14 protein-coding genes are annotated in these 21032 nt (G+C 44.3%); 8 read left to right on the forward strand and 6 right to left on the reverse strand.

What is annotated here, in order from left to right; genetic code table 11:
• Positions 1 to 58 precede the first annotated feature (58 nt).
• From AC59IL_RS16720 to AC59IL_RS16755, 8 genes are all read left to right on the forward strand, one after another.
• Positions 59 to 736 (forward strand): hypothetical protein, encoded by a 678-nt coding sequence (locus tag AC59IL_RS16720; RefSeq protein ID WP_496553311.1) that lies wholly within the window; start codon positions 59 to 61, stop codon positions 734 to 736.
• Positions 737 to 747: 11 nt separating this feature from the next.
• Positions 748 to 1335 (forward strand): papain-like cysteine protease family protein, encoded by a 588-nt coding sequence (locus AC59IL_RS16725; protein WP_496553312.1) that lies wholly within the window; start codon positions 748 to 750, stop codon positions 1333 to 1335.
• 10 nt (positions 1336 to 1345) lie between these two features.
• Entirely contained in the window at positions 1346 to 2701 is a 1356-nt protein-coding gene (locus AC59IL_RS16730; RefSeq protein WP_496553313.1) for a hypothetical protein, read from the forward strand.
• A 33-nt stretch (positions 2702 to 2734) separates the two neighbouring features.
• On the forward strand, positions 2735 to 4138 hold the full coding sequence (locus tag AC59IL_RS16735; RefSeq protein ID WP_496553314.1) for a hypothetical protein: 1404 nt from the start codon (positions 2735 to 2737) through the stop codon (positions 4136 to 4138).
• Positions 4139 to 4219: 81 nt separating this feature from the next.
• Entirely contained in the window at positions 4220 to 5287 is a 1068-nt protein-coding gene (locus AC59IL_RS16740) for a polyprenyl synthetase family protein (protein WP_496553315.1), read from the forward strand.
• Positions 5288 to 5297: 10 nt separating this feature from the next.
• Positions 5298 to 6914, forward strand: a complete 1617-nt coding sequence (locus AC59IL_RS16745) for a hypothetical protein (RefSeq protein WP_496553316.1) — start codon at positions 5298 to 5300, stop codon at positions 6912 to 6914.
• Between the two features lie 50 nt (positions 6915 to 6964).
• Positions 6965 to 7720 carry a hypothetical protein gene (locus AC59IL_RS16750; RefSeq protein WP_496553317.1) on the forward strand — a complete coding sequence of 252 codons (756 nt, stop codon included), beginning with the start codon at positions 6965 to 6967 and terminating at the stop codon, positions 7718 to 7720.
• Positions 7721 to 7776: 56 nt separating this feature from the next.
• Positions 7777 to 11667 carry a hypothetical protein gene (locus AC59IL_RS16755; protein WP_496553318.1) on the forward strand — a complete coding sequence of 1297 codons (3891 nt, stop codon included), beginning with the start codon at positions 7777 to 7779 and terminating at the stop codon, positions 11665 to 11667.
• A gap of 67 nt (positions 11668 to 11734) precedes the next feature.
• Here AC59IL_RS16755 and AC59IL_RS16760 read toward each other — a convergent pair whose 3' ends face one another.
• The 6 genes from AC59IL_RS16760 to AC59IL_RS16785 form a co-directional block, all read right to left on the reverse strand.
• Complete coding sequence (locus AC59IL_RS16760; protein WP_496553319.1) at positions 11735 to 13594, reverse strand: hypothetical protein; 1860 nt, start codon at positions 13592 to 13594, stop codon at positions 11735 to 11737.
• 239 nt (positions 13595 to 13833) lie between these two features.
• Positions 13834 to 15975, reverse strand: coding sequence for a DNA topoisomerase 3 (locus tag AC59IL_RS16765; RefSeq protein WP_496553320.1), 2142 nt, complete (start codon positions 15973 to 15975; stop codon positions 13834 to 13836).
• Between the two features lie 49 nt (positions 15976 to 16024).
• A complete protein-coding gene (locus AC59IL_RS16770; RefSeq protein ID WP_496553321.1) occupies positions 16025 to 17374 on the reverse strand; it encodes a D-arabinono-1,4-lactone oxidase in 1350 nt (449 codons plus the stop codon).
• Positions 17367 to 18941: an NAD-dependent epimerase/dehydratase family protein gene (locus tag AC59IL_RS16775; protein WP_496553322.1), complete on the reverse strand. Its 1575-nt coding sequence runs from the start codon at positions 18939 to 18941 to the stop codon at positions 17367 to 17369. Before AC59IL_RS16775 ends, AC59IL_RS16770 begins: the two co-directional genes overlap by 8 nt.
• Positions 18942 to 18966: 25 nt before the next feature.
• The gene (locus AC59IL_RS16780; RefSeq protein ID WP_496553323.1) at positions 18967 to 19878 is read right to left on the reverse strand and encodes an aldo/keto reductase; all 912 of its coding nucleotides are present in this window, start codon (positions 19876 to 19878) and stop codon (positions 18967 to 18969) included.
• A 215-nt stretch (positions 19879 to 20093) separates the two neighbouring features.
• Positions 20094 to 20846 (reverse strand): hypothetical protein, encoded by a 753-nt coding sequence (locus AC59IL_RS16785; RefSeq protein ID WP_496553324.1) that lies wholly within the window; start codon positions 20844 to 20846, stop codon positions 20094 to 20096.
• Positions 20847 to 21032: the final 186 nt, after the last annotated feature.

Genomic DNA, 21032 nt, shown 5'->3' on the forward strand with positions numbered 1-21032 from the left:
AACCGGTAACCAGTAACCGGTAACTGAAATATTTCCCTTAACCCCAAAAACAAAATCTATGAGTAACCAGTTTCAGGATTTATTAAACGCGTTGATCAGCTCAAAATTGGCAGATATCAATAACGCCGTTTATGGTGCCATTAAATCAAGAGGATTAGATCCAATGGTAAATGTAACATCCGGCTCGCAAACCATAGGAAGCATCGATTTAGGCATTTGTACGGCAGATGCCACCGCCAGTTATGTATTGCAAAATCTCACCGGCCTTTCTACACTGCACATCAATTCGCTTGTTATCACTTCGTCAACTACAACGCCCGATGGATCGGCCCTTCACGGAACCGTGCAGTTAAATGCAACCATCACCTCGAGCCTCGGTATTCACGTTGGCGGCAGTTTCAGAGCAGGATGCGGATTTATAAAACCATCTGTAGGCATCGGCGGTAACGTAACCATTTCATCGGTAACGATAAACGCAACCGGCGATTTTGATGCTACCATCGGACAACAGATTTGCCTCACGCAGATCGAGGTAAGTAATCCCGGGTTGAATTACGGCAATATAAATGTAGATATCGATGGATTGGGAATTTTCAACGGTTTGCTTCATCCCCTCGAAGACTTTATTCTGGGCCAGGTAAAAGGGCCAATCATCAGTTTGATACAAGGAGCGGTAGCCCCTGCCGTTAACAATGCATTGAAAGGAATTTTTCCCCAATGCACCTCGCTGAGTTAAACAGCTGAAATATGAAAATCTTTATAGAACCTGGCGATGCAAAAGTATCGGGCGTTGGCGCATTTTATCAGCAACCCATTATCGATAAAACAGGATGCAGGCTGCAGGTTACAGTTGAACGGCAATTAAAATCACGATGGTGCTGGGCCGCCATTGCAAGTGCAGTAGCCTCATACTATCAAACCATGAGCATCGGCCAGGTTCAAATAGTTAACAGTTTATTAGCCGGTTTCAATGCAGGCAAAGGACTTTATACACAGGAAGAACTGCTTGAAAGAAATGTAAATTTTAAACTCGACGTTGCGCTGAAGTTCGTGAACTGCTTCAGTCACTGGACAATCGGCAAGCCTGTTTTTGAAAGAATTCAATTTGAAATAAATCAGGGAAGGCCCCTGGGCGTTCGGTTGGAATGGTTTAAAGGAGGCGCTCATTACATACTTATTAACGGATACAACGATCAAAACGGAAGTATAATGATCGAAGATCCACTGCATGGCCCACATATTCAGGATTTTGACCGGTTTCCCGCAAACTACAGGGAATCGGGAGCCGTGTGGACAGAGACTTTCTTCACCAACAAACTATCTAACAATTCATAAATAAAATCATATGGCAGTCTTTGACATTGCTGTAGGAATGACCCAAACCGGCTTAAACAACACACTAACAAGCCTGTTTGGGAATCCTGTAGCGCAATCAAAAATATTTACACAAAAGTTTTCGCAGGTTATCGATGGCATTTCGGTTACTGTTGACATTGTTATGCAGAATAGCCCTTCAGTAGTGCTGGCCCCTCCTGCAACAACCAAATGGCAGCAATCGTTTGGCGCCGACGGTACGCAACAAACCGGACAACCGCCTGCCGGCAATGTATTTCAGGTACTGGTGAACAACCTGAATATAAGTGGCAAATTGGCCGGCGTATCGGTATCAACAACAGGCAACATTGAAGTATATGCTGAATTTTCATTGACGAATAATGTATTGAATGTAACAGGCCTGTCGGTTTGGATCGACGAAAGCGAGTGGGCAAAAGACGGCATCACCAAAGCCATCGTAAACGGACTGATCATTCCCTATGCGTTGAATACCGTAAACAAGCTGTTGAACGCGATCCCGTTCCCGCAGATACCATCGGAGTATACCACCACCAAATTTCAGAACGCAGTGATGGATATCACCAACAACAATGAGCTGGTAGTAGCCACTTCTATGCAAAGCAGCCCGGCAACAAACCTTGATAATTACACGCCGCCCAACTCACTGAACGCTTATCTTCAGGCCGGGTTATCCGTTATTAATGCCCTTTTAACAGAAAAGCTGGCGAACATGCCGTTAAAAGCATCCGATTCAACCGGCGACAGCGCCGCAAATGCCAGCGCCGAAATACAGGGAACACTCAAAAGCGTATCCGGTAAAATTCAGGACAATAAAACATTGGCAAGTATACAAATTACCGATATAAGCGGTTATGGCGAATTGGCCGGAACGGCAACAGCCATCGCCAAAACCTTGCTATGCCCCATTGGTACTGCCATCGATGCTATTTCAAACCCGTCTGACTGGGACAAAGTAGTATCAAGTTTTTCCATTGATTATAAACCCAACCCGTTAGATATTCCCTTCAGCGTAACAGTAAGTACAACAGAAAGCGTACTGCTAAGTATCGGCGAAATCGACAGCATTCAAATCATTGCAGCCCCCAAATGGAGCGGCGTTATCGGCTCAACCCTCGCAGCCCTGGCGGCAGGCTTTGTAGATCTGCTATCGGCAATATTTAAAGGAAAGATCGTAAACCAGATCATAAAGCAGGCAGCGCAAAACATTGAAGTGTACAAAAGCGCTACCATAACCAAACAAATAGAAGGCATAAACATACAGCTTTCTGCCGCCCCCGGCGCGGCGCTTGTGCCACAGGGAAACACACTGATAGTGGAAGGATTTAACGTATCCTTTCCCCAATAACCATCAACTTAAATTATTTGAAAATAGTCAACTATGAAAAAGGATAAAACATTCGACTGGAAGTCGCTTGAAACAAGATTGAATGCCGGTTTAAAACAGGAGTATAACAGCATTCAGCTTAACAATACCCCTTTTTATCCCCTCGCCTTTCATGCCGAAATGCCCGAAAACGTGGATTTTGAAAATGGTCATTTGTCGTTTCGCTTCAGGGATTTTGCACTAAGCGTCCTGAACAATCCGGCACTGAACACCGGTGCATGCAGCTATACCGGAAATGAGCTCACCATAGCTATGCGTTTAAACGATGCTACATTAAAAGGCCGTTATGAAATCAATACAAAATATGCAGGCAAAATAAACCTCGATACCGGAGGCAATATGCGCGAGCTGAACGAAACGTTTGCCCCGCACACATGCGGGGAGGCAGGTTCATCTGACAATGGCGTACAGCCACTATCCCAGGCCGAAATAGATGCTATGGTAACACAGGCCCGCAGTCAGCGCGATCCCATTCAGGGAACGGTTCACGGGCCAACGCTGATGTCGAACTATAACACACACAGCGAAGCATACAATACCGCATTTGTAACCAGCGCCAATTTGAGAACCTTATGGGCCGCCGGCGGCGCCACCACGCAAATGTCGAGAGATACCCATGATGCCATAAACAGCAGCACTGTTGTTAACTCGCCCGACAAGTTATATGCCAATGGCTTCACCTACAACTATAATGCAGCCTCGCAACAAACGAATGTTGCCATCGCGCTCAGAATTATGGCCATACAGGCCCGCAGAGATGGGAACACAGCGCTTGAAACAAAGTATAACGATGCGGCGAAAGCAGCAGCAAGCTTCAACGAAACGGTAAATCAAACAGGAAGCGATGGTACGCAACCTGCTCACCTTACCGGACCCCAGGTATACGGCAAACTGAATGATACCACCCTGAGCATGATACAGCTGTCTGACGAACAATTTAACAACATGATCGATCAGGCATATGATGAAGACAGCAAAGAAGGAGGCGCCGATGTAGCCGCCCTGCAAAACGGATGGAGAATTTTAAGCGGCAATGAACGTAAAATGATCAGGGAAAAGATGTTTCTGTTCCAGGAAGAACTGACCGTCATAAAAGGTTTGCAACCTGAGTTGTTGTGGGCCGGCGATTGCCAGGCCAACCTGAAAGGACTGGAAGCTACGATTACCTTAAAATATAATAAGCGAACAGCCGCCTGGAAAGTGAAAGAAGCACAGGTAACATTACCCGGTTTTTATATTGAAGTAGATGACAAAAACTGGCAAGGCAAAACTGCCGACATCGTACGCGAACGCCTGGCCAATATGCATTTTGTAAAAAGTTTATTACAAAGCAAAATACAATCAGGCATTCAAAGCATTCTGGAGAAGGTTGTGTTACAATCAATGTCGATTAGTTAAAAAATGAAACTGAAAGCCATGTTATGTTCTGTCAGGGACATAACATGGCGGTACTTCATACAATACAACAAAACACAAACAGTGGCAAACGATCAATACGAAATAGATGTGCCCCGGGCAAGTGCATTGTATGCAGGCGATAAAGGGAAGTCGAACCCCTTAAATCATATACTCGAAAATATGCTGGCCCCGGATATGGCCCGATTTGAAGAAACCCTTAAAACCGCCCTTGAACCGCAGGCCAGGCATTTAACCGACACCGAGCAACAGATTTATAAACGAGGCAAAAAAATCAGGCCGGTTATGCTGCTGTTAGCTGCCCGGCTGTTGCGGGGCGATGAAGAACTGTCGCATAAGATCATAAAAGCAAGCGCTTCGCTCGAAATGCTGCATGTGGCAACGCTTATTCACGACGACATCATCGATGATGCCTTATTGCGCCGGGGACTTTCATCGGTAAATGCAAAACGCGGCACCAATGCAGCCATACTGGTGGGCGACCTGCAGTTTGTACAGGCCATCAGAACCTTTGTAGATGCCGTTGAAACAAACAGCGAAATGGGTTTGGTAAAAATGGTGCTCGATACCGCTTTCAATATTTGCACCGGCGAGCTCGACGAACTGGAAACAAATCCCAACTGGAATCTGGTAGCCCTTCGTCAACGCTATTTTGATGTTATTGAACGAAAAACAGCGATCATGTTCGGATTGGCCTGCGAAACCGGAATGGCGATGGCAAAAGCGCATACAGGCGATTCAAGAAGGATCGGATTTTATGGCCGTCGTGTTGGCAGGGCCTTTCAGATTATGGATGACCTGTTCGACTTTCTGCAGGATGAGGCCGATTCAGGTAAACAGGTGGGCGTTGACCTGGTACGACGCAGGATAACCTTACCCATCATTTACGCTATGGAAGAGCTGGGCGCCACGCATACATTAAGTAAAATAATGCGTGGTGAAATGCAACCGCCCCATGATCTCAGCAACGAGATCATGGCCATCAAATCGACCCAGGCCATTGAACGATCGTATGCCGATGCCCGGTATGAGGCATTGGATGCCCTTGAATATTTAAAACATTTTCCCAAAAACACATACAGAGATGCCCTCGAGGAAATAGCGCTGTATACTGTAGACAGAAAAATTTAAAAAGATTATTATGGGAGGCAATTCAAAACTATTTGCATTCATTTTTCGCACCATAAAGACCTCGGCCAATGATCCGAAGTCAAAAAACTTTCTTCCCGTATTGCTGGGGAACATTCAAAACGGCGGTACGCCGTTGCTGCCGCTTAAAGAAGACAGCTGGACGATAGGAAAACTGGGAGGTTCAAGCGGCCTGGCCATTGCGAAGAATATCGCCAATCAATATTTTCAGATCAACGGTACGCCGGCCATTCCCTGGCCCAAAGACCCTGATCCTTCACTCGATTTGAAAGATCCAAAAGGCGTTAATAAAGTCATCATCAACGGCCTCGAAAATGTATATGTAACCGACTTTACCAATTACAATTACGACGAGGCAAGCGCTACGGTAACGGCCGATATCAAAATGCAGTTCAATTACTGGACGAATAATCCGGGCGGACTGCAACCCGGACAAAAAATAACGCCTTTGTCGTTAAACGTTCCGTTCATCTTAACACAAAACCTGTGTTTATCGAACAGCCTTGACGATTCAACATGCATCGATCCTTCAGCGCCGCCTGTTCAGATCGTGGGAGAAGGTACCTTTTCGGCAGATATTACCCAACTGAATTTTAACGCATCTTTAAAAATAACGGTGGCCCCTAACCGGTCGGGTTTAAACCTGGTCATCACCAAATTAACCCTGGTTACAACCGGTACCGGAGCGCCGCAATTCACCAACATTAAAGCCCAGCTCACCACTGAATCTGACTTTCAGGATATTATTTCCGATCTCATTACCTCATTCATGAGCGCCGGTGATGCCAGTACAGCGGTGTTTACGCAAATGCAGGATGCCCTGAACGGACCCGACAATATTAATGCGATATCGAATACCCTGAACAGTCAGACAGGCAATTTCCTCGATGCCCGTTTAGGGGCGGTAACGGGACCATTACCGGGCGATGAGGGGCAACAAGCCACCAATAAAGTGGATCTGTATCTCTTTGACCGCATCAGGTATTCACTGAACAATCCGAACAGCAACTGGTATGTGAAAAATTTGTTAGACAGCTACCAGAACCCGCCATTGAATCCGTTCAGGCCCGAGAACCTGAATATTGGGTCTTTTGAAATTTTTGCAGGATTTAAACTATCGAATGTAACCTTATCGAACATTGTTATTACCGGTTTTCCCAATTCAACAGTGCCGGCAGCCAGTATGATTTTAGCACCGCCCACGCTCAGGATTGCTTTGTTACTGGGATCTTTAAACGCCGGAACTACCGCTACCGCCGATTTTTCGGCCTCGTATTCGGGAGGTAACCTGCAATTCGGCATCACAGTAACGGTAAAATCAGTTTCGCTGAGCAGTGTTATAACGCCCGATGGCGACGATGCAAGCCAACTGGTAGTAACGTTTAACAGCATCGATTTTCAGGTGCCGAACGTAAGCAATATGCAAATCACCATTTCCGATCAGTCGGGGCTGGGTCCTGCCGTGCAAAAAGTGCTCAATACGCCAGACGTTCAGCAAAAAATAGTAACCGCCGTCAAAACCCAGTTTAACAGCCATCTCACAGCCATCAGCAACGAAGTAACAAAACTGGTGAAGGCGTTGATGAATCAACAGCTGGGCGCCAATTAAACCGGTGCATAACAAAAAACAAATACAGGCAACCATTAAATACCATTAACATGGATAAACAAACCTGGCGTAACTACGTTGATAAATACAAAGGTGCATTCGTTGTGTGGGTTGATCAAAGTACCGATCCGCTGCTAAAAGCCAATAACAGCGGGGGTGTATGTTTTGCCATGTCCTTTGATTTTGTAACGGCTTATCAGGCAGGGCAGCCAGGCCCGTTTGATTTTGTAAACGGAATCAGGGATGCCACGAATGTTTGGCCGAACACAAGCCGCATTCCGCCCAAATACCTCGATATACAGGCGGCATCACAAGCCATGCTCGATGAATACCGGCTCAACCTCGAACTGCTGCAGCTTGAGTATGAAATTGCCGAAAAGGAAGAGAAACCAGCATTGATCACAAAGATCAAACAATTCATGAACGACCGTATTAAACAACGGTTCGGCCCCGGCATGAACTCGTATGAAAAGTTCACACAAAGCAATGTGCTGGCTTCGATAGAGATATTAAAGCGCATGAAGGCCGCGGTAACAAAAAACGGTCCCTCCTACTTTCTTATTGAAATGCGCGGCACAAAAGGCGGTCATGCCATATCGTTTGGCTATCGCCAGGATTTATCGGGGTCTGAAAAATTTCCGGCCATCTACGAATATTTCGATGCCAACCTCGGCTATTTTGTTTTCCCATCTGAACAAAATCTATCCGACTTCTTCAACACCGAGGTATGGGCCGAATTATACGGCCTTACTGATTATTCCAAATTTGGTATAGCATCGTTCACTGCCAAAAAAGGTAAACGCTAAGAAGCCGACATACATATGAACCAACAAAATCATTTAACCACTAATGCGCCAGGCTTATGAATAACCCTATCCGGACATTACTCAATATTGCAGACGACGGAACCATTCCCGGAAAAAAGATCATCATCGATGGCAGCACCTTACAATCGATCGATGCAGGGAACCTGATACCCGGGCTCATCCGCTACGCATTCAATAACCAGCCAATTGAAATTGCCAATGCACAGGCAAACCCCGCAAGCGAAGGAACAGCAGTTATCATTAACGGAACCGGCGAATTTGTTTTAACAACAACCAGCGTTCCTGTAACCCTTACGCTTACTATCGTTGCAGGAAATGTGCAGGCCCTTTTCAGTTATACGGTGATCGGCTCAACGCCTCCCCCCAAAAAATGGAAATTCTCAGATAGCTTTCCCAACCTGCCAACGGTTTTCGATGTATCGCAGCCCGACTCGGAGCCAACCAGTCCGCTCGACGCACTGGAAATGAAAAATGCGCAGTTTCTGGTTTCTACCTGCGAACAAACGATAGCGGGCCAGGATGTGATCGGTGGCATTAACTTCACGGCCGACCTGACGCCGACCGGCATCTTAAGCGTGTTTGAAACACTTATTGGTAATGGTGGCGACCTTACATTACAGGGTACTATTAATATTCCCTATGACGGAACTATTACGCCACCGCTGAAGCCCAATCAATTTCCCTGGGAAATGCAGGGAGCGGTGCCGGGCATTAATCTGAAAGCAGGTTTGGCCAAAGGACCGTTTGCGCTCGGCAGTATGACATTCACCGCCGATTTTTTCAGGCTGTACAGCACAACCAGTACAGATTGGTTTGGAAAGAACAGCACCTTTACCACAACGGTTGCCTACACCGGAACCTTTGCTATACCCAGTGCAAAAGCGCAAATAGACGTTACCGTGGTAACACCTCCCGGGGCAAAAGCAGTTCAACTGATTGCCAACTTTGAGAACTCACCCATCGGCCATTTCAGCGACCTCCTTGATATATTGGGAATAGACAATGTTTTAAGTTCTTTTCCCGGCGCCGTTCAAACCGGCGACCTGGGCGGCCTGGGAATTAAATATGCAAGTGTAACGATTGGATACGGCAAAGCATTGGATGTAAGCGCCGCTTCGATAACGATAGGCATGCCAAAGCTCAACTGGAATATATGGCCCGGCTATTTCGAAGTAAAATCGGCATCTGCAACGCTGTCGGCACAAAACCCGTTCGATTCGGCAACGCGCGCTATCGACATACTGGTACAGGGCAGCGTAGATATTGCAGGTGTACCGGTTAACATTTATGCCCAAAAATCAACCAGCTTTACTATAATGGCTTCTGTAGCCGAAGGCTTCGACGTGCCATTGTCATCACTCATGAGCACTTACGCTCCCGGCATTCCGCCGGTAAGCGATTTGTCGATCGATACCGTTGAGCTGACCGTTTCGCCGGGAAATTATTATTCCCTTATTCTGCAGATGGCGCAACAACCAAAGCCATGGATCATATCGCTTGGCGTAACCCAATTAACCTTCAGCAATGTGGGTATGTTCCTGTTAAAGCCTGCATCGGGCGATTTAACCGGTACTTTTTTTGGAACTGCGCAAATTGCAGGAGTAACGCTAACATCTAATTACCAGATACCCGGCGACGTTATCATCAGGGGCGATTTTCCAACGGTATCGCTCACCGATATTGTATCTTTCTTCATTCAAAAACCAATTGATGCACCCGGCGGATTCGATCTTACGTTTACCCAATCGTATATCCTGCTCACCAAAATGGGCAGTGATTATAAAATGGAGCTCGGCACCGTCATCGACAAAATCGGCAGCCTGGCATTTGTGCTTAAAAAAGGCGCTAACGGCTGGGGCGTTGCGGCCGGTTTGCAGATCGAAATAGATCAGCTCGGAAATATGTCGGGCGGCGTATCAGACAGTGTAAATGCCTTTGCATCGTGGTTCCCGTTCCAGACATTTACGCTGGCCGTTTCAACATTAAACGATCAATCATTTACCTTCCCGGGATTTGAACAGTTTAATCAACCCAGCCTGGGCAAATCAAAGATCACCCTGCCGGCTATTGCACGGGGTATTCAACCCGGTTTCTTCCTTTATACCAGTACGGTATTTACCAAAAAGAACAAAATACTGGGCGCATTGATCGATTTGCTTAAGATACCCGAGGGTACACAGCTGGATGGTTTTGTGGCATACTTAACACAAAAAAAACAATTCCAGCTCGGCGTATCGCTCACGACCTTTCTTACACCTGTAAACGATGTCAGCCAGCGAACATGCGCCGGAGCGCTCGGTTATCAGAATACCTGTTTAACAGGAACGATCATGGTGATGGCAGGCGGCGATGATGGTTTTGCGTTCAGTTTGGCCGCTTCGCTGAAAACAATACTCGAAGGCAATAATCTTGATTTTGATGTAATACTTACCGTAGTTGCAAACGGCGTATTTGCATCGGGAACGCTGAAAACCGACAAGCCTTTGCCATTTGGCCCCTTCCAACTGGGCGGTCTTGCCCTCGAACTCGGTATTTCGTTCGAAGGATTGCCAAGTTTTGGATTTGCAGCGCAACTGATGGTAGAAGATTTATTCGACAGCACTCTCGCGGTATTGATCAATACATCGACCCCATCCGAAAGCATGATTGCAGGAGCTTTGAGCAATATTACACTGGGAGATGTTGTTGACAAACTCGTGGGTGAAGTAAGTGAAGAAATACCGGCACCGTTGAAGTCGGCAATGGATGCAGTAGCTATTAAAGGCACCAAAAACGGCGCCTTTACGGTTCCCAATAATGTATCGGCAACATTCGAAGATGCGCTGAACAACTTCAAAGGCGATGTAATACAAAGTGATTTCGTGAATTACGGCAAGCAGGAAAGCTTTCCTGCTACGAGCGACGGAATGATGATCTTTAACGATTCAAAAAACGGAAAATGGTATATAACCGAACAGGCAGGCTCGGGCGATAGTTCAACCGTAACACACTGGCAACTGGTGAAAAACAGCAAACAGGAAATTGAAGTGTCGCGTGAAGCCCAGTTCTATTTTGTGCCGTCGCCTGCAGGTGTTTCGATAGGCACCTTCTACTATCCGCAGGGAACGAAGATCAGCGGCAGTCTTCAGATCTTATTGTTCAAATTAGATACCGACATTGAAATTGTTTTAAATAAAGGGATCAGGGTAGATGCCCAAATGGACAAGATCAGTTTGCTTACCGACAACTTCTTCAGTATTGCAGCTGCAGAAGGAACCGGCGGACCGCAGGTATCCATCGCTACATTCACCCAGCCCAATGCACCCGAAAAATTTCAAAAACCACACTTCTTTATCAATGGTAAAATAACCATTCTCGGGGCAGGTCAGAGCATTTTTGTCGACATCAATGAAAGCGGCGCCAATTTTCAGGTAACAGGCTCTTCGCTCGGAGGGATCTTTACAGGAACGCTTACCGGCAGCTTTACCGCCGAAATGTTATCGGTTACAGGTAACATTAATGTTGGCATCGGCTCCATCGACCTCGGGCCATTGGGCACATGGAATATAAATACCGGCGTGTATGCATCGTCGAATATATATGCCGACCTGCAGAAAGGCAACTTTGGTGCAAAGTTCACTGCCGGCTTCCAGCTGGCAGGCAATCAATATTCGCTCGGCGACATCAGTCTGGATGTGAACGTTGGTAAACTGGCCGATCTGGCAGGCAAATGCTTCGATGCTGTGAAAGAGTTTCTCATTAAGTTGTTCACCGATCCGAAAGCCTGGGCCGAACTGGCAGCCAAAGTACTGGGCTGGGTAGAAGATAAGATCAAAGGCGTTCTTGAAAACGTATTTGGACTTTCATCAAAGGATGCAGAAGCTATTTTAGCGGTGATAAGCGCTTTTTGCCCTATTGTTACTGCCGTGAATTTACTCGGCAATTAGTAACAGTGGTTCCCAATACAGATCCCGCAAAGCATATTTGCGGGATCTTTTTATTAACACCAGGTGCTTACTGCATATTGAAAGTATACTGCAGTTTATCACTGCTTTCAATATTCAATACCCATACCCGTTGCATGCCCGATTTGAGCGTTGTTTCTTTTACTGTTGCTTTTGCTGCAGCATCAAATAAAATATAGATGGTTCCCCCCTGCTTGCTCAGTTTTACTTTGCCGGGCGAAATGATACCGGCCGAATCGGTACTGTTCAATAACAGGGGAATGTATTCTGTGAATTGACCGGGATGTTGAATAGTTACTTCGATCGTTTGATCATGAAAAACAATTGACTTTTTACCGGTAGCACCTAATTTATAGGATACAGCTAAAACTCCGTTTTTTAAATCATGACTGCCAGGTATAGGGTTGATGGCTTTATTATTTATAAAAAATAAAGCATCCAGTGTATCCGCCTCATAAAGCTTGCCTCCCTGCGGTTTTGTAGCCCATGCAGCATCATCGGTATCAGTTTGCGATTGTAAAAAAGAGCCGGCCTTCGGATGCCACAGAAGCCCTATACCATAACGTTGTTGTGGTTTAAGGCGGGGGCCCGAATTAAAACAGACATAATAACCGGGCCGACGTACATATGTAAATACAGTTGGATTGCGACTGTCCATTTTCTGGTGAATGAACCGGTCGCTTTTTATGTATGGCAGATTCTTTACTGCAGCTTCTTTTTGCTGTGGTGAAGGATACCACTGGTAATGTGAACGATGAAGGAAAGCATAGGGCGAAAATGCGCTGAATGCTCCTGGTGTAAACGGCTGCACATTGGGCCAGTTTTTTTCGAGGTTCTTCCTTGCTTCTGCAATGGCCTTTTTCTTTTCTTCGGTGCTCATGTTAAAAGCTCTAACCCCTTCTACAACTTCACCAAGAGGGCCGGCTGAAAAATAGCTTCCTGTAGTGGTTGCTTTCTGGCGCATTTCTATGGCCCTGTTGATGGTATAGTTGATGGCCCCCGGCTCAGGCACAGCATTATAGCTTATCCAGGTGTAATATCTTTTTTCTTCTGCGGTAAATTCATTGGCAAGAGCAGTGCCCCGGCTGTAGTGATACGCCATCCACAAATTGCTGTGATGTGTATTGAAGTTATAACCAAAATCGGTACCGCCTGCTTCATAAAAATATCCTGCCGGACTTTGAAAATCGGTTGCCGATTGTTTTATACGCTCAACCAGCAACCGGCTTATTTCAGCATCAGGATAAAGCGCTAAATAAGCCAGTGCACCTGCCCATACATTCGTGTACTGATTTGAATAATCTTTTCCGTGTTTGTAAAGATCTTCGATGGTAAGTACCGCCATAATAGCTTTTCGGTCTGCAGCAATGACATTATGTAAAATAACCGTATCAATAGCAGGACCGGCTTTAAGCAGCCGAAGTGATTCACCCATAAATTTTGTGCTGAAAGCGGTCGCCGGCAGGTTCCATTGCTGCGGACCATACTCACTAAAACGGCCATCTGTATTCTGGATACTGCACCAGAACGATAAGGCAGCTTCCAATCTTAGCCGAAGCGCCGGAGATGCATAATATATATTCCATGGACGATTGGTACAATAGAAATAAGTGAGCGAAAGAATGTTCTCCATGATGCGGGCATTATAAGGCTTGTTTACATCAGGGGTACGCCATACCGCAATATTGATAAACCCTTTGTTGGGCCCCGTTTCCATTACGCTGTTGGCAAACGTATGAAAATGGCTCAGGTAATAAGGCATATCAAGCTCATCATCTGTGAAATCAGAAGGCTTGAATTTCGACAGGTCAATAGCAGGTACTTCGGGCCATTGGGACTGAACTGCCTGAATAAATAGGGTAAAATATAAAATGATTACACTGGCAGTGCGGCAGGCAATACTTTGCATGGGTTATAAATTTTGTGATTTTGAGATTTCGGGATTTTGAGATTTAATGGTAATGATAATGCGAAAGAAATCAGGAAATCTCTAAATCTCAAAATCAGAAATCATTTCCCATACAAGTTATTATTTCTGTTGATTTTATAAAACAAAATGCGTCAATTGGTAAAATAGCTTACTGAAATGCTTATTCTGCTTTTTCGAAAACATTCAATATTGAAACCAAAGGCCATATGTACACGAAATCATTGCTCAATTTCCAGCTCAAAAGCAGTATTCAATTTCAGCTTACCTTCGGTTTCATTGTCGGCGGCGGTAAGCTTCCATCCTTTGATCTTACCGGTTTTTCCTTTTGTTAACAGGTCGGCGATCTGCTTGTCGGTAAGCTTCTTACCAAATATTTCAAAAGGCACCTTGAAGCCGCAGATCCTGAAGTTGGCGCATCCATAAGCAGTATTGCCTTTCTTCAACAGATGCGATTTGCATTTGGGACATTGCTGTTCCTCAATCACCAGTGCCTTTTTGGGTTCTTTGGGCTTTGCTTCTTTTTTAGGTGTTGAATCCTTCTCTTTTTCTTTTTTTGCCGGCTGGTCAGGCGCCACGGTAATAATTTTATAATTAGCCGTTTTTACCTCTACAGTAAGGTCTATGACCATCTGGATCAGTTCCTGCTTGAAAGTTTCTATAGCATATTCACCCTTTTCTATCTGGCGTAATTTACGTTCCCAGATACCTGTTAGCTCCGGGCTTTTCAGCAATTCCGTTTGAATAGTATCTATCAGATCTATGCCGGTTTGAGTAGCATAAATATTTTTCTTACGTTTCTCAATATACTTGCGGCGAAACAGGGTTTCGATAATATTAGCGCGGGTTGAAGGACGGCCAATACCGTTATCTTTCAGCAGCTCACGCATTTCCTCATCTTCAACCTGTTTACCCGCTGTTTCCATCGCACGTAACAAAGAGGCTTCAGTGAAAGGTTTGGGAGGCGACGTTTTTCCATGATGTATCCGGGGTGTATGAGGACCGCTCTCTCCTACCACAAAAACCGGCAGTATCTTTTCTTCATCATCCTTCTCATCCTCTTTTTTAACAGTAACATCATTGGCATATACTTCCTTCCAGCCCGGCTCCAGGATCTGTTTACCGGTCACTTTAAAAGGCACCTGTCCTACTTTACCCAAAACGGTCGTATTGGCGATCTTACACTCAGGGTAAAAAGCCGCAATGAAACGCCTCGCTACCAGATCATAAATACGTTTCTCTTCGGGAGGCAGGTTCGAAGGAAAAACACCTGTAGGAATAATAGCATGGTGATCTGTAACTTTTTTATCATCGAAAACCGACTTCAATTTAGGAATAGGATTGGCAAGAATTGGTGCTGTTAACGCGGCGTAAGGCGTAAGGTTCTGCATGATTCCTGCAATTTTGGGATGCAGATCTTCCGAAAGATAGGTGGTATCTACCCTTGGGTAAGTGACCATTTTTTTCTCATACAGGTTCTGAATATATTTCAGCGTGTCATCGGCCGAATAAGCATATTTCTTATTGGCTTCTACCTGTAATGCAGTAAGGTCGAACAAACGGGGATTGCCCTCCTTCCCTTCTTTTTTCTCAAAAGAAGTGATCTCAAAAGGATGTTCCTTCAGATAGGCCAGGCCTTTCTGCGCCCTGTCAAGCACTTTGATACGGTCGATGGTTGCTGTGAATTCCGTTTCGCGGTATACTGTTTTTAATTCCCAATATTCTTCACTCACAAATGCATTGATCTCTTTTTGCCGGGCTACGATCATGGCCAGCGTTGGGGTTTGCACCCTTCCGATAGAGAGCACAGTTTTGCCCTGTGCAAATTTTTTAGTGAATAACCGGGTGGCGTTCATACCCAGCAGCCAGTCGCCGATAGCCCGGGCACTGCCAGCCGCATAGAGGTTGTCGTACTGATCGGCATTTTTAAGCTTTTGGAAACCTTCGCGAATGGCATCTTCTGTAAGGGAGGAGATCCATAACCTTTTAACAGGGGCAGCGCATTGCGCTTTCAGCAATACCCATCGCTGAATCAATTCTCCTTCCTGGCCCGCATCCCCGCAGTTGATCACTTCCTCGCATTGGTGCACCAGTTGTTCTATGACTTTGAATTGTTTTAGTACGCCGCTGTTATCTATCAGTTTGATACCAAAGCTGGCAGGGATCATAGGAAGATCATCGAGCCGCCAGAATTTCCATTGTTCAGTATAATCATGAGGTTCCTTCAGGGTACAGAAATGCCCGAAGGTCCAGGTAACCTGGTACCCGTTGCCTTCGAGATATCCTTCCTTACGTTCTTTAGCGCCGATAACGGCTGCAATGTCTCTGGCCACGCTGGGCTTTTCAGCAATGCAAACCTTCATAGTCGTTGAAAAAACGCAAATGTCGTGTTTTTTCGGGAGGTCTTACCTTTTAAAAAACATCTTTCAGAAATTCGTTCAGGAAAACACCCTCCGGATCAATGCGGGTCCGCAATTCCCGGAAATCATGCATGCGCAGATATTTTTTTTCTAATTCTGTTTTTGACAGATCCGACAGTTTCCCCCAATTAGGGCAGGCATTATATTTTCTCATCACATCGAAAAACAATTGCATCGACGGATGAATTTCTTTCTTACGATACTCACGTACACACATTCCAATATAAAAGGTATCGCGGTTATATGACGGGCTGAGCCATGAACTTTCAGCGGCGGTATAACGAAGATCTACCGGGAAGTGGATTTTTTTCCCGGAATGCTCCAGCGAATCCCTGAATTCTTTTAATGCTTTTTTATGATTGTTATCAGAAACAGGCAATCCATATTCTGAAACAACCATTGGCACTGTTTCATCATGCACCAATATTTCGAAACTATTTCCAATTTTTGTACGTGGAGTAAAAAAATAATCGAGACAATACTTGTTGATTATGGGAATCAAAGAAGGATCCTCATTGCTTTTTATAAACAGGGGCGCCGTTACTTCATCGATCTCACGATCACACATTTTTTGCTCAATAGTGAACTTTTGGTGCCTGTCTTTTTCTTTATAAATATCCTCTCCTACGCGTACGGCTTTAAACAAATAAACTTTATTGGTATGCGGAAACCACCAGGCCTTAAAGTATTCATAGTGCCTTGCAAAGTCATCCATGCATTCAATAAACTCATCAAACTCAATAATCGATTCCTCTGATTTCAGGTAAAATAAGGGTTCGCATCTGAATGTCACTTCTGCAACGATCCCAAACATGCCCAGTGAAATGGAAGCGGCATCCCATAGATTAAATTCTTTATCACCGATCCTCAATACAGCATTTTGGTTTATTTCCAATACTTCTCCCGATGCTTTTATTATGCGTAAATGCTCAATGGCTGCCGAAAGGCTCCTGTGTTTCAAACCACTTCCATGTGTGCCGGTGGCCAATGCACCGGCAACTGTTTGTTTATTTATGACTCCAAAATTGGCAAGCGACAGTTTGTTTTGTTTTAGAATTGAATATAGTTCATGCAGATACATTCCACCTTCGCAGCGAATGGAATTTTTGCCCACTGAAATTAATCTCCGGTAGTTTTTCAGAGAAACTAAAATTTCATTACTAATAGCAATGGGCGAAAAAGAATGTCCCGAACCAACCACACGAATCTTTTTCCGGTGTTTTCGGGCAAAATGAACCACTTCTCTTATTTGTGATTCCGTTTCAGGTTCAAAATAATTTTCAGCAAGGCAGGAATGATTTCCGGCCCAATTGGTCCAGTTAAAATTCTTTTTTTCAATCATTAATATCTGATGCTTCGGTAAGTACCACCTTTGATTCGCTGTATGCTGATATATTGATACCGGTTTGTTTTTCTTCCTCCACCTGTTTTTCGATCCACCTATATGTTTTTTCTATTCCCACTGCCAAAGGGATAGATGGTTTCCATCCAAGAACTTTTTCAATGAGGGTATTATCAGAATTTCTTCCACGTACGCCTTCCGGACCTTCGCGGTGTTTCAATGGCAAATCCCTGCCGGCAATGTTCATCACCAATCCGGCAAAATCGTTCATTGAAATCATCTCATCCGAACCAATATTGAGCGGCTTATCATAATCAGATTTCATAATCCGGATTACGCCTTCCACACAATCGTCGATATAACAGAATGAACGTTTCTGTTCACCATCACCCCATATTTCGAAAGCAAATTCTGAAGTAGCCGCTTTACGACAAAAAGCAGCAGGTACTTTTTCTCTTCCACCTTTCCAGGTACCGTATTCACCGTAAATACCATGAAATCTTGCGATACGTACCTGCATCTGAGGAAATTCCTCTGAATATTTTATAGCGATTTCTTCAGCGTATAATTTTTCAAGTCCGTAAATATCCTGTGGGTAAGCCGGCCAGGCTGAATCTTCTTTCAGCCCAACGGTATTCTCTGCATCATTCTGCGCATTTAACGGATAAACGCAGGCGCTTGAAGAATAAAAATAACGTCTCACCCCCTGATGCCTTGCGGCTTCCAGCACATTTAAACTTATCATTGTATTATTGTATCCGATGCGGCTGTGATTGCTTTGTATAAATCCCATGCCTCCCATATCGGCAGCAAGATTGAAAACCCAATCGATTCCCTGGCAGGCCTGCATACAATTTTTCATAAACCTCAGGTCGGTTTGAAGAAATTCATGGCAAAATTCATCCGGCTCCATAAATTCAGGCTCCTCCCAATCTGCGCCTACTACATAATACCCTTCTCGCTTCAGCCGTTTTCCCAAATGAGAACCTACAAACCCACTCGCCCCTGTTATCAATACTTTAATTTTATCACTTGTAAGGATGCGTTTAGGTTCAACCAGTTTTAATACTTCAGCAATATATGGATGATGCTTATACTGATTTTTTAATTCAGGCGGAATTGATCCATTAATATCAAACCACCTTCCATCTGAATGGTCCTTGTCAAAACCTAAAGGAATATCTTCAATTTCTGCCTGAAAGGTAATATTTACCGTATGAGAAGCAGCTCCCTGTTCCGAATCGTTGAACTCTGTAGAGAATGTACCCAGAAACTTCGTTATTTTAATTTTGTGTTCCGGAATATTCAACTCCAAAGCGGCCTTTCTTATTCCACATTGTTCTACCCCTTCATTCTTCATCATTCTGCCACCCTGTATCCAATAAACACCTTCACAGGGTTTATTTTTACGTTTGATAAGAAAAACTTTGTTGTCCTTCACAATCACAAGGTCAACACAAATCAAAGGAACATTATCAAGGATCATACGGTAAACATCTGCAGGAATCAATCCATTAGACGATTTCAAAATGCGTTCATCCTGATAATTTAGCAGCTTCTTTTTCATAAGAATAATTTGTTTTTTAACGGATTTATGAAAGACCGAATAGCTGAAGGAAGGAGTTCATGATCGCAGGGTTAATATTTTCCTTGTGGGCATGTAAACTTTCTCTTACTTCTTCTTTGGAGGAGGCGCCAATCACTATTGTATTAACAGCCAGATGATCAAGAATAAATTTATAATTAAGAGCCATTAAACCGACTTCGTTTTTATTGCACCAATGATACATCTGCATTGCATTTTCAACTGAAACATCTTTTTCTATGGCATAGTGCCGGATATTGGTATGCGCCGGATTTTTACCCGAAAGCAATCCCATGCATAAGGCTGAGCCCAGCATAACGGCAATCTGTTTTTCATGAGCTGCTTTCAATAAGGCATCTGCTTTTGTACATAAAACATTATAATCGAGGTATGGCAAAATAACGTCGGCGTAACCGGAAGCAATAAACTGACGATGCAGATCATGACTCCTAACGCCCAGGCCAATGTTAAGTACTACTTTTTCCTCTTTTAACCGGAGCAACATATCCATCCCGCCGTTTTTCATCATACTTTTAAAATCAGCATCGGAGGGATCATGTATATGAACAACATCGAGGTAATCTGTTTGCAATGTTTTTAAACTATTATCAATACTCTGTTGTATGTTGTTGCCTGAATATCCTTTATATATAGGATGCGTGCCTGCTTTTGTAGAAAGAATAAAGGATGAACGCTTTCCGTATTCTTTCAAAGCAACACCGATTTTTTGCTCACTATTGCCATAAAATGGAGAAGTATCTATAAGGTTGATCCCATTTTCCAATGCAAACAAAACTGTTTCAATCGCCTGCTTTTCAGATACGGGTCCCTGAAAAAAAACAGCTTCGTTACAGGAACCAATACCAGCTCCGCCGAGGGCAATAGGAAAAACCGGCGTTTTATCAGCGCTTAACAGCAATCAGTATACCGTTTATAAATTATGAAATAACAATACGTGAGATGCTAACTTGTAAAAGTCGGTCGGGTCTGAAGCAATAATACGCAGATTAGAAAACAGGCACTATCGAAATAATTGGATTTTTAAAATTTCAGGGGATATTACAGGAAACGGAGATAAGCATCGGTTGTACATAAATGGGACAGATTTTGGAATTAAATCTCCGCTCTTTTACTTCATGTATGACCTCCAAAACACGAACCCACAATGCCTGCCGGCATCCAGCGCTTGTCGGAAACCATTTGAAGTTTACCATTCTTTTTTACTTCATATAGTATACGTAATACAACAACCGTAAGGGCGCTTTTCTCCTGTGTTATATGCAATGACAGGCTTTGCGACGGCAAAGGTTGAACTCCATAATCCAATACTATGCCGGCTGAACGTTTATCTTCCGACCGGCGTTCTACCTGGTAACACCAACGGTCTTCAAAATCCAGCCTGCAGGCGGCTACCTGTACCTGGAAGTGAATTTTCACAGTGCCTGCGGGCGCCAGCATATCTTTCCCGGGTTTTAATGCCGGAATCTTAATGGAGATATCGCCTGCATCTGAAAAACTGGCATGAACAGGCTTTTTAACCAGTATCGGTAGCAATGCCTCCTGATTGAACTGGAAATTGTCTATAAAAAAATTATTGGTTGAAAAGGTATATTCATTGGGTTGTACCTCCTGCAGCCATTTCAGTATTGCATTGTTAAAACCATACAACATGACTTTGTCTTTTGCATCTGGTAAAACGGGAATTAGATATTTGCGCAAATAGCGGGAAGCCCGCGATGCCAGCCCGAATCGGGAAGCGCTTTTTTTCATTCCGGCCGTTTGCCGAACGGTACCGGGTACACTCCTGCAGCAGGGTTTACCCCGGAATTCATAATAAATAAGATTGGCCACTTTGCCTGAAACTGCTGAATGTTTTAATCTGCCCATACATAAAGATTAAATGGTTTGATAATGATGGGTACCAAATAAGCCTTATGTGCATGCAATATCTGTTGGAATCCGGTATGAAGTTCGTTAATTTAACGGTGATGGTACGGTGATAGTACGGAGATGGTACGGTGTAAAGTTAGGGGAAATATTAAATATGTACCAATAAAATACTGTATTGGGTTA

It is taken from the genome of Niastella sp. sgz303648 (assembly GCF_059587045.1).